This window comes from Rhodococcus sp. MS13 (assembly GCF_013277835.1).
In the GTDB taxonomy this organism is placed as follows: Bacteria; Actinomycetota; Actinomycetes; order Mycobacteriales; family Mycobacteriaceae; genus Rhodococcus_F; species Rhodococcus_F erythropolis.
In genome coordinates, this window is sequence record NZ_VBTL01000008.1 from 191,832 (window position 1) to 202,867 (window position 11,036).

Annotated in this window: 8 protein-coding genes; 4 read left to right on the forward strand and 4 right to left on the reverse strand. The window is 62.0% G+C overall.

Features of this window, described 5'->3' with window-relative positions; genetic code table 11:
- Nucleotides 1–65: 65 nt before the first annotated feature.
- Nucleotides 66–1,499 carry a solute carrier family 23 protein gene (locus tag FEZ59_RS17380; protein ID WP_172932947.1) on the forward strand — a complete coding sequence of 478 codons (1,434 nt, stop codon included), beginning with the start codon at nt 66–68 and terminating at the stop codon, nt 1,497–1,499.
- A 103-nt stretch (nt 1,500–1,602) separates the two neighbouring features.
- On the opposite strand, the gene FEZ59_RS17385 is transcribed toward FEZ59_RS17380, so the two are convergent.
- The 4 genes from FEZ59_RS17385 to upp all read right to left on the reverse strand — a co-directional run bounded on the left by FEZ59_RS17385 (nt 1,603) and on the right by upp (nt 7,040).
- Entirely contained in the window at nt 1,603–3,114 is a 1,512-nt protein-coding gene (locus FEZ59_RS17385) for a carboxyl transferase domain-containing protein (RefSeq protein ID WP_020909751.1), read from the reverse strand.
- Nucleotides 3,111–4,337 (reverse strand): CoA transferase, encoded by a 1,227-nt coding sequence (locus tag FEZ59_RS17390; protein ID WP_020909750.1) that lies wholly within the window; start codon nt 4,335–4,337, stop codon nt 3,111–3,113. Before FEZ59_RS17390 ends, FEZ59_RS17385 begins: the two co-directional genes overlap by 4 nt.
- Before the next feature lie 289 nt (nt 4,338–4,626).
- A complete protein-coding gene (locus FEZ59_RS17395; RefSeq protein WP_003946020.1) occupies nt 4,627–6,324 on the reverse strand; it encodes a PucR family transcriptional regulator in 1,698 nt (565 codons plus the stop codon).
- Between the two features lie 92 nt (nt 6,325–6,416).
- Nucleotides 6,417–7,040: a uracil phosphoribosyltransferase gene (gene upp, locus FEZ59_RS17400; RefSeq protein ID WP_019746096.1), complete on the reverse strand. Its 624-nt coding sequence runs from the start codon at nt 7,038–7,040 to the stop codon at nt 6,417–6,419.
- A 223-nt stretch (nt 7,041–7,263) separates the two neighbouring features.
- Here upp and FEZ59_RS17405 point away from each other — a divergent pair, with 223 nt between their 5' ends.
- The 3 genes from FEZ59_RS17405 to FEZ59_RS17415 all read left to right on the forward strand — a co-directional run.
- Complete coding sequence (locus FEZ59_RS17405) at nt 7,264–8,373, forward strand: ring-opening amidohydrolase (protein ID WP_060939374.1); 1,110 nt, start codon at nt 7,264–7,266, stop codon at nt 8,371–8,373.
- Nucleotides 8,374–8,510: 137 nt separating this feature from the next.
- A complete protein-coding gene (locus tag FEZ59_RS17410) occupies nt 8,511–9,989 on the forward strand; it encodes an amidase (RefSeq protein WP_060939403.1) in 1,479 nt (492 codons plus the stop codon).
- 41 nt (nt 9,990–10,030) lie between these two features.
- Nucleotides 10,031–11,036, forward strand: a 1,006-nt coding sequence (locus FEZ59_RS17415) for an aminotransferase class III-fold pyridoxal phosphate-dependent enzyme (RefSeq protein ID WP_172932948.1), incomplete at its 3' end; no start/stop codon positions are given.

An 11,036-nucleotide genomic window follows, 5' to 3' on the forward strand; every position in this document is an offset into this window, starting at 1 on the left:
CGGTGTTTTGTGAGCTGGAGCACACTCAGCGTTCGGACACCTTCCTCTGCACGAAAGGTCCCATCATGCCGATTTGGACGTTGCACGGAGATGGAAAGAACATCAGACCGGGTGAAGTGGTCGCTCCCGGCGAGCGGCTCAGCTGGGGAAGAACCATCGGGCTGGGCAGCCAGCACGTGGTGTCGATGTTCGGCGCGACGTTCGTCTTCCCGATCATCATGGGGCTCAATCCTCAACTTGCCGTGATGATGTCGGGCTTTTGTACGCTCTTCTTCCTGCTGGTGGTCAAGGGACGCATTCCCAGCTACCTCGGTACGTCGGCGGCCTTTGTCGGCGGTATCGCCGCCATTCGTGCCCAAGGCGGAACGTCCGCAGAGGTGACCGGCGCGATCCTGGTGTCCGGACTGGTCCTGGCAGCCATCGGTATCGCGATCCACTTCCTCGGTGGCCGGGTCGTATTCAAGGTTCTTCCCCCGGTGGTGACCGGGGCAGTGGTGATGCTGATCGGATTCAACCTGGCACCCGTCGTCGCGGGGCTGTACTGGCCGCAGGACCAGTGGGTGGCTCTGATCGTCATGGTGGCCCTGATCGTCATGAGTATCGCGCTACGTGGCTTCATGGCGCGCATCGCCATCTTCCTGGCGCTGATCTTCGGCTACGTCCTCTCCTGGATCCTCGACCGGGTCTCGGGCACGATCACCTCGTACGACGCAGGCACCGGTCAGATCACCGAGCACTTCCGCGTCAACTGGGATTCGGTGCAGTCGGCGTCGTGGTTCGGCCTGCCCCCGTTCTCGGACGAGGCCAACGGAATCGTCGGCATCCACGCTCCGTCGTTCAGCCTGACGTTCATCATCCTGGTCCTTCCCGGTGTCATCGCGTTGATCGCGGAGAATGCCGGCCACGTCAAGGCAGTCGCAGAGATGACCGGCGACGATCTCGATCCGTACATGGGACGCGCGCTCGCCGGTGACGGTTTCGCCACCGCTATCGCCAGCAGCGTCGGCGGTTCGCCCACCACGACGTACGCCGAGAACATCGGTGTCATGGCAGCGACCCGTGTGTACTCCACCGCCGCTTACGCGGTCGCCGGCATCGTCGCGATGATGCTCGGCTTCTCCCCCAAGTTCGGTGCCGTCATCTCGGCGACACCCGGCGGTGTTCTCGGCGGAATCACCGTGGTGCTCTACGGCATGATCGGTCTGCTCGGCGCCAAGATCTGGAAGGAGAACGGTGTCGACTTCGGCAATCCGCTCAACCTCATGCCGATCGCGGCCGGCCTCATCATCGGTATCGGCGACACGGCTCTGAAGTTCAGTGACACGTTCTCGCTCAGCGGCATCGCGCTCGGCACCATCGTCGTGATCGGGATGTACCACCTGTGCCAGTTCATCGGTTCGAAGAACCCGGAGCTGAATGTGAAGAATCCGGAACCGAACAAGCCGGATTCGAAGGCTCCCGGCGGCGAACGGGAAGAACCCGCCCCGCAGCTCACGTGACGCTTGGCTGAGTGTGCTCGATTGTCGAAGGCCGGACATCCTCCTTGGAGGATGTCCGGCCTTTCGCGGTGTGTGCGTGTTCTGTGTTCTGTGTACTGATCGATCAGACGGCGGTGCTGGCTTCGACCAGGCCGATACGGTCGATGCGTTCGGTGCGGGTGATGAGCCGTTCAGTCGCATCGGTAGCACTGAGCACGCTCAGCTCGTAGTGCAGTACCGCTCCGACGCGAGTGCAGAAGGCGGCGGATTCGTCCGCGGCATCGGGAAATTCGGGGATGACCCGATCGACGATGCCGCCCGTGAGCAGATCGAAGGACCGTATCCCTTGACCGGCCGCCATCTCCGGAGCGTGCGTGATGTCGTGGAACATGATCGCGCTCGCCCCCTCGGGAGGTAAGGGCGAGAGCCAACCGTGGCGGGCCGCCAGCACTCGATCGGCCGGAATCAGTGCCAGGGCGCCGCCGCCGGTGCCCTGCCCGAGCAGGAGCGAAATGGTGGGGACCTCGAGTGAAATCATGTCGGCTATACACCGAGCGATCTCGCCGGCCAATCCACCTTCTTCGGCTTCCTTCGACAGTGCCGCGCCTGCCGTGTCGATGATCGTCACCAACGGCAGGTCGAGCTCTGCGGCAAGCCGCATCCCTCGCCGAGCTTCCCGCAGAGCGCCGGGGCCGAGTGGGGAGTGAGCAGTCTGCCCGCGTCGGTCCTGTCCGAGAAGGACGCAGGGCATGTCGCCGAAGCGAACGAGCGCAAGCATGATGCCGGGATCGTTCTCGCCTTGGCCGGTTCCGTTGAGCGGGAGCATGTCCGAGGCCGAATTGAGCAACACTTCCCGGATCCCCGGTCGATCTTCGCGTCGGGATGCGACGACGGATTCCCACGCCGACGTATCGGGTGGGCAATCGTACGAGCACGGGTCACTCGGCAACGAGTACCCACGACGTCTCGAGGTGATGATGCGCAATGCGCGGTCGACGATTTCGGCGAGCTGGTCTGGCGGCCTCACCGCATCGATGAGTCCGTGCTCGTGAAGGTTCTCCGCTGTCTGGACACCGACGGGGAAAGGTGAGTTGTACAAAGCCTCGAACACCCGGGGGCCGAGGAATCCCACGAGGGCTCCTGGCTCCGCGATCGTCACGTGACCGAGTGACCCCCAGGACGCGAATACGCCTCCGGTGGTGGGGTTTCGGAGGTAGACGATGTAGGGCAGGTGCGCTTCTTTGTGCTTGATGAGCGCCGCGGTGATCTTGACCATCTGCAGAAATGCCGTTGTCCCCTCCTGCATACGCGTTCCTCCGGAGGTGGGAAGCGCAAGAAGGGGCAGCTGCTCTTGCGTCGCTCGACGGATGGCGACGACGAGGCGTTCGCCCGCCGCCACGCCGATCGATCCGCCGAGAAAACCGAACTCGCAGACGATGATTGCCACACGGCGGCCTCGGACGGAGGCGCTTCCGGTCAGGACGGACTCGTCGAGCCCGGTCTTCTCCTGCGCCCGCAGAAGTGCTTCGGCGTAATCGGAGTCGGTCGCGACGGGGATCGGAGGGGTATCCCACGACTCCCAGGTGCCGGCATCGATCACCAGGTCGAGCAAGTCGCGAGCCGTCAGGCGGTTCATCGGGTGAATCCTTGTAGCCACGACATGACTTCGTCAGTGTCTTCACCGAGCACCGGCGGTGCCGTGTGCCGGGTCTCCGTCACCTCGGTTCCGTCCGGATCGAAAAATCGAAGCGGCGGACCGGGCAGAGTGATGTTGCCGAGCGTGCTGTGGTCGACGTCGACGAGCAATCCCTGTGATCGGGTCTGTTCCCATTCGTACACTTCGGAGATCGTCCGAACCCGTCCTGCCGGTATTCCGATGCGGTCGAGTTCGGTCAGAAGCTCGTCACGCGAATACGGTTTGAAGGTACGTTCGATCAATTCGACGACCTGGAAATGATTCTCGACGCGTTCGGCGTTTGTTGCCATACCGGGGGCGTCGGGATCGAGTTCGAACCCTTCGCAGAATCTTCTCCACAGGCTTTCGCTGCCGACCGAGATCTGTACTGCGCCATCGCCGGTACGAAAGAGTCCGTACGGTGCGATGGAGGGATGGTGGTTGCCTTGCGCTGTGCCTACCTCGCCGGCGACGGTCCACTTCGTTCCTTGAAACGCGTGAACACCGACCACGCTGGCCAAGAGCGACGTTCGAACGACACGGCCTCTCCCCGTCTGTTCGCGTTCCTTCAAAGCCGCGACGACACCGAACGCCCCGTACATTCCGGCGAGAAGATCGGCGATCGGAACTCCGACTCGTTGAACGTCGTCCGGGCTCGAGCCGGTCAGCGACATGAGTCCGGCTTCCCCCTGGGCGATCTGGTCGTAACCGGCGCGACCACCTTCCGGGCCGTCGTGGCCGAAACCGCTGATGGACAGGACGATCAGTCGAGGATTGAGTTCGGCCAGCCGCTCGGTGGAGAATCCGAGTCGATCGAGAACTCCGGTGCGGAAGTTCTCCATGAGAACGTCGGCGCGGCAGACAAGATCTTCGAGGGTTGCGCGCCCGCTGTCGGATTTGAGGTCGAGCGTGATCGACTTCTTGTTCCGGTTCGTGGACAGGAAATACGTCGATTCCCGTTGCGTGTTCGGTGGTTCCAGCGGTGGCTCCACAAAAGGCGGCCCCCACCCACGGGTGTCGTCGCCACCGTGAGGTGATTCGACCTTGATCACGTCGGCACCCAGATCGCCGAGCATCATTGCCGCGTGAGGACCCGCGAGTGCGCGCGTGAGGTCGACGACAATCACGTCGTGTAGCGGACCACTACGAGCACTTGTGTTGTGAGGCTTCGAAGTCGAGTTCATGTCGCACCGCCGTGTTCTGGTGTAATTGGCTGAGCCAGTTGGTGGTTGAGGCCTCCGTAGTTCGGTCGACTCCGGTCCGCTGGACCGAGAAATCGGCCAGGGCCACTGAAGGAGGTATGTGCGGCCCGTCTTTCGAACCGTAAGCGCGCACCGGTCAACGGCACATGGGTAACCTTGCCGATGACGGGTATCAGTGGTGGGTAAGAAGTGACGAACGCTTAACGCACGGCTGGATTGCGGTTGTATCGAACCGTAATTGGGGCGCTCTGTCAGCCTATTTGGTGCATCTTCATGACATTTCGTGCATCTTCATGACCTGCAGGGCGAGTGAGACGTTCAATCGAAGGACGGGGTCGTCGGTGAACGATCCGACGACGCTCTCCAGCTTTCCGATTCTGTATCGCAAAGTGTTGTAGTGCATATGCAGTGCCCGGGACGCCTCGGCGACATTGCAATTGCAGTCGAGCAACGTCTGGAGTGTCAGACGCAAATCTGCGGCTTCGGCGTTGTCCGCCGACAGTGACTTCAGAACGTCATCGGTGAACGAACGCAGTTCGCTCTTGTCCGTCTGGAGCGAGAGGAGTCGGTGTACGCCGAGTTCGTCGAAGTGCGCGATCTGGCCCGGCCCGTTGATACGTCGGCCGACGACCACGGCCGTACAGGCTTGGTCGTAGGCAGCAGGTAGATCGGCCAGGGAGTAGATCACCCGGCTCACTCCCGTGCTGAAGGAGCGGCGGCCGCTGGTGCGATCTCCGGCAACCTTGCGCACCAACCCTTCGATGTCCCGAACCGCACGGTCGGTGCTGGTGGGGAAAAGCGTGACCACCTCGTGTCGAAACCCGACGGAGGGTGCCGTCCGCTCGTGGGTGCGTACCACTTGTTGCCAGCCGTCGCTGAGTCGATCTTGGTCCGTGCGCGTGGAATTCGCGTGCTGGGATTCCGGGTGATCGACGTCGAGTTCTGCAACCACTACGGCAAGTGGACGAGTGACATCCCACCCCAACTGGGTGAAGTGCGCGCTCACTTCCGCCGGCGAGCCGGCTTCACCTATCAGTGCGTCGCGGAGGAAGTCGCCGCGGAATTTGGATTCCACTGCCGCAACTGCCAGCTGCTTGGTGACGGCCAGCGCAGCAACGGTGGCCGCTCGCTCCAGTGCTTGAACGACAACTGCGCCGAGTTCGTGGGTGCCGGCGTACGCGACCATTCGGCCGTGGTCGGTGCCGCCGGCCACCACCCGGGTGAGCGCCAACTGACCAGGAAATCCTTTGGGCGCGTTCTGTAAACCGACAGCGACCCGTTCGGTCAGGAACCGACCGGTGCTTTCGAACAACGGAAGCGCGTTCAGCGCGGCTGAATCTCCGGCCTCCGTCAACACTCTTCCGTCCGGCGAGCAGATGAGAACGCTGACGTCGAAAAGCGCGGCGAATTCCGCGGCGATCTGGGGTAGATCGCCACCTTCCAAGACGATCGACGTCAACGAGCGGTGAAGACGATCGGCAATGTCGAGTGCCGCAGACTGCTTCGCCACCAACTTGGTGAAGACCTCCGAGATCACCTCGTCGAATCCTGCGGTGACGGGAAGAACCAACAACGGCAGCCCTCGCTGCTCTGCCATGTGCAGCATGGCTTCCGGCAGTTCGTCGAGATAGCGGCCCGTTTTCACGGCAAGTGCCGCGACTCCTCGGCGTGCGAGACCGTCGACGAGGTCGCTGAGATCTGTATCGTCGAGAAGCTCTCCGGTTCGCCCGTAGCGCAGCGGGAACCCGGTTGTCACCAACAGTTCGTTCGGCTTCACCCAAGCGAGGATGTCCGGCACTTCCATCACGTTCACCGATTGAACGAGGTGGCGCAAGCCCCCGTGCCCGGCAAGGACTTCGGCTCCACGCAGACTGGGTAGCTCGAGGACATCCCGAACCGTCAGTCTGTAGTCGCCACCTTCTGGCAAATGTTGAAGCTCTTCGCTCGAATATTTGGCAGATCTATCCATGTCGCGAGACTACGCTCGATCACGCGACGAACATTGTCAACAGTTGACGAAAATAGCCTCTCGAAATGAGTGGTTCTCCGTATGTCTGCCAACTACCGTGGTCCGAATTGGCGATCGCCCGCGTCTCCGAGTCCAGGTACCAGGAAAGCATTTTCGTTCAGGCCGTCGTCGATGCTCGCAGTGAGGAGCCTGACTGGATGTCCGGAGTTCCTCAGTGCTTCGATCCCCTCCGGAGCCACGACGACACATATTGCAGTCACATCGGTGGCTCCGCGTGCAATGAGCAGATCGATTGTGCGGATGATGGATCCACCGGTCGCCAACATCGGATCGAGGACGTAGACGGGGGTGCCCGACAGATCAGCGGGCAGGGACTCCAGATACGGAACCGGTTGGTGTGTCTTCTCGTCTCGTGCCATTCCCACGAAACCGACACCTGCCTGCGGAATGAGGGCACTCGCCTGCTCGACCATGCCGAGGCCCGCTCGCAAGACCGGTACCAGGAGCGGCGGATTTGCCAGTCGCACTCCCAGCGTCGGAGCAACTGGCGTCTCGATGTCGAACTGTTCCACTTCTGCGCCGCGCATGGCCTCGTAGACCAACATATGGGTCAGTCTGCGCAAGGCGGACCGGAATGTCGCGTTGTCGCTGCGAGCGTCGCGCATGGTCGTGAGTAGCGATGCCGCCAGCGGATGGTCGACAACAGTGGTGTCCATGGTCGAATCGTAAGTGAGAACCGATGGGGCGGCGCATAACCGGTGAATCGGAGTCGAAATAACCAATCGTGGTTTTCGTTTGGGCAACTATTGACGATGCCGAAGGGTTCGAGTCGTCATAGCGTGGTCGGCATGGCAGTTCCGAACCGCTCGGCTGGACTGGGCGCCAGGAGCTGTCAAGGCCCAATTTTGCCTCCACGATTCCCTATACAAGGAGATGCCAATGCCCGAAGCAATCGAGGTCCGTAAGGTTCCGCTACACAGCGTCTCCGACGCCAGTGAGCTCGCCAAGCTGATCGACGACGGTGTCCTCGAGGCCGACCGCGTCATTGCAGTCATCGGCAAAACCGAGGGTAACGGCGGCGTCAACGACTACACGCGCATCATCGCGGACCGAGCGTTTCGAGAGGTTCTCTCCGCCAAGGGTAATCGCAGCCCCGAAGAGGTGGCCGAGGTACCGATCGTCTGGTCAGGCGGCACGGACGGTGTGATCAGCCCGCACGCGACGATCTTCGCGACGGTACCGGCAGACAAGGTCACCAAGACCGACGAGCCGCGACTGACCGTGGGTGTCGCCATGAGTGAGCAGTTGCTGCCCGAGGACATCGGTCGTACCGCGATGATCACCAAAGTGGCTGCGGCAGTGAAAGATGCGATGACCGATGCCGGCATCACCGATCCCGCCGACGTGCACTACGTACAGACCAAGACTCCGTTGCTGACAATCCACACCATCCGTGACGCCAAGAGTCGCGGCAAGACCGTGTGGACCGAACAGACTCATGAGTCGATGGACCTGTCCAACGGCGGTACGGCGCTCGGAATCGCGGTTGCACTCGGCGAAATCGACATGCCGACCGACGAGGATGTCATGCACAGCCGCGAGCTCTTCTCCTCTGTTGCATCCTGCTCGTCCGGCGTCGAGTTGGACCGTGCTCAGATCGTTGTCGTCGGTAACGCACGTGGCGTCGGCGGACGCTACCGGATCGGCCACAGCGTGATGAAGGATCCGCTCGACCAGGACGGCATCTGGGCGGCGATCCGTGACGCCGGACTCGAACTTCCGGAGCGGCCGCACTCGAGCGACCTGGACGGTCAACTCGTCAACGTGTTCTTGAAGTGCGAGGCCAGCCAGGACGGAACGGTCCGCGGCCGTCGTAATGCGATGCTCGACGACTCCGATGTGCACTGGCACCGCCAGATCAAGTCGTGCGTAGGTGGAGTCACGGCAGCTGTCACCGGTGATCCGGCAGTGTTCGTCTCGGTCTCGGCAGCGCATCAGGGCCCCGAGGGCGGCGGCCCTGTCGCCGCCATCGTCGATCTCGGTCAGTAGCCGGTAAGAACCTCGCTGGAAACTTCGACAGTCGCGCGCCGCCACCGGTAATTCGTCCTCGAATCAGTTGCCGGTGGCGGCGAATCCGACCGAGATTCTGCCGGCGCAACCCACTTCACTGCTTGAAAGGATTCACGATGGTTCATGCTGCTGACCCTGTCGACGAGAGCGTTTCCGGTGCGCCCGAGAATCGCGAGCTCGTCATGGCCGATGCGGTCACGCTCAGTGGTCTGATACGCAGGCGTGAAGTGTCGTGTGTCGAGGTGATGGACAGCTACCTCGACCAGATCGAAGTTCATAACCCGGCGGTGAACGCGATCGTCGCATTGCGGGATCGGGAAGCATTGACGGCGGAGGCGCGCGAGCGTGATTCGCAGTTGGCGAGTGGGCAGTATCTCGGTTGGATGCACGGGTTTCCGCATGCGGTGAAGGATCTTTCGGCAGCCAAGGGTCTGCCGTTCACGTCCGGGTCGCCGATGTTCGCGGATCGAATCGCCGAAGAGGACGACCTGTTCGTCAAGCGGATCAAGTCTGCCGGTGCCATCGTGATCGGCAAGACGAACACACCGGAGTTCGGGCTCGGATCCCAGACGTACAACCCGGTGTGGGGTACGACGGTGTCGCCGTACGACAATTCGCGCACTGCCGGCGGTAGCAGCGGAGGCGCCGCAGCGTCGTTGGCGCTTCGCATGCTGCCGGTGGCTGATGGAAGTGATTACATGGGTTCGCTCCGAAACCCGTCGGCGTTCAACAACGTCGTGGGGTTTCGACCTTCCTGGGGTCGGATACCGGAGACGGGATTCATCGCTCAGGGCGCTGTTGTGGGTCCGATGGGCCGAACCGTCACCGACGTGGCTCACCTTCTCTCTACGATGGCGGGGCCGGATGCCTATGCACCGTTGGGGATTCGTGAGAATCCCGCTGTGTTCACCGAAAGCCTCGCACGGGATCTGAAGGGCTCTCGGATCGCATGGGTCGGTGACTGGAACGGTTACCTGGCAACCGAACCTGGAGTTCTCGAGTTGTGCGAATCCTCGTTCGAGGTCTTCGAACAGTTGGGGTGCCGCGTCGAGGCAGCACTTCCCGACTTCAAACCCGAGGACATCTGGCAACTGTTCCTGCGATGGCGTTGGTGGGCGCAGCTCGGTTTGATCGATCAGTACAACGATCCGAGCTTGCGTGAGTTGATGAAGCCCGAACTGTTGTGGGAACTCGGGCATGCGGTCACCCTCTCGGCACTCGACGTGACCAAGGCTGCGGAGGCCCGCAACGGCTGGCTGTCGGCCATTACCAAGATGTTCGAAACCTACGACTACATTCTCGCGCCGAGTGCTCAGGTGTTTCCTTTCGACAAGAACACTCACTGGCCCGAGAACGTCGACGGGCGGTCGATGGACACGTATCACCGGTGGATGGAGACGGTTGTTCCCTGGACGATGGCCGGGGTTCCGGTTGCGGGGATGCCGGTCGGCTTCGACGATCGTTCGCTTCCCATGGGTATCCAGATCATCGGTCGGCACGGAGCCGACTTGGACGTACTCCAACTCGCCTACGCATTCGAGCAGGCAACCCAGTGGGTCGAGCGGGTTCTTCCTCCCGCACTCCGCGTGAACTGACCTAATCTATTTCGAACGTATCCAGTTGGGAGAGAACGACGATGGCTTCGGCATTGTGGCACGGGTTCGCGGACATGGGCGCTGTGGAGAAGAACGGCGCGTTTGTCGTCTCTCGCGGTGAGGGCGCGTACATCTGGGACCGCGAGGGCACTCGGTATCTGGATGCGACGGCGGGCCTGTGGTTCACCAATGTCGGGCACGGGCGCACGGAGATCGCGGATGCGGTGGCGGCTCAGTTGTCGAAGATCGCTCATTTCTCCAACTTCGGTGATTTTGTTCCCGAGACCACGCAGGTGTTGGCGGAGCGGTTGGCGACGATAGCGCCGGTTGCCGGGAGCAAGATCTTCTTCACTTCGGGTGGTTCGGATTCGGTGGACACTGCGGCGAAGCTCGCTCGCCGGTACTGGCACGAGGTGGGGCAGCCGGAGAAGGCGATCATCGTCGGTCGCCAGAAGGCGTACCACGGAATGCATGTTGCGGGAACAGCTCTGGCGGGTATTCCGGTGAACCGTGAGGGTTACGGCGAGCTGATGGCGGATGCGGCCACGGTCGGCTGGGATGATGCGAAGAGTCTGCTCGAGTTGATCGAGAGGATCGGTGCGAACAAGATCGCCGCGTTCTTCGCGGAGCCGATCATCGGTGCCGGTGGGGTGTATCTTCCGCCGGAGGGGTACCTGGCCGAGGTGCGCGACATCTGCCGCGAGCACGACATTCTGTTTGTCGTCGACGAGGTCGTGACCGGTTTCGGTCGTATCGGCGGCGAGTGGTTCGCGTCTACTCGTTTCGATTTGCAGCCCGACATGATGACCACGGCAAAGGGTTTGACGTCCGGTTACGTTCCGATGGGTGCGGTGTTCATCGCGCCGCGGGTGGCGGAGCCGTTCTATGCGGGTTCGTGGTGGCGTCATGGTTACACGTATGGCGGGCATGCCGGTGCTGCTGCGGCGGCGATGGCGAACCTCGACATTCTCGAGCGTGAGAATTTGCTTGGGGAGTCGAAGCGTCTGGAGGCGTCGTTGCATACGCATCTGCAGCCGTTGGCTGGCG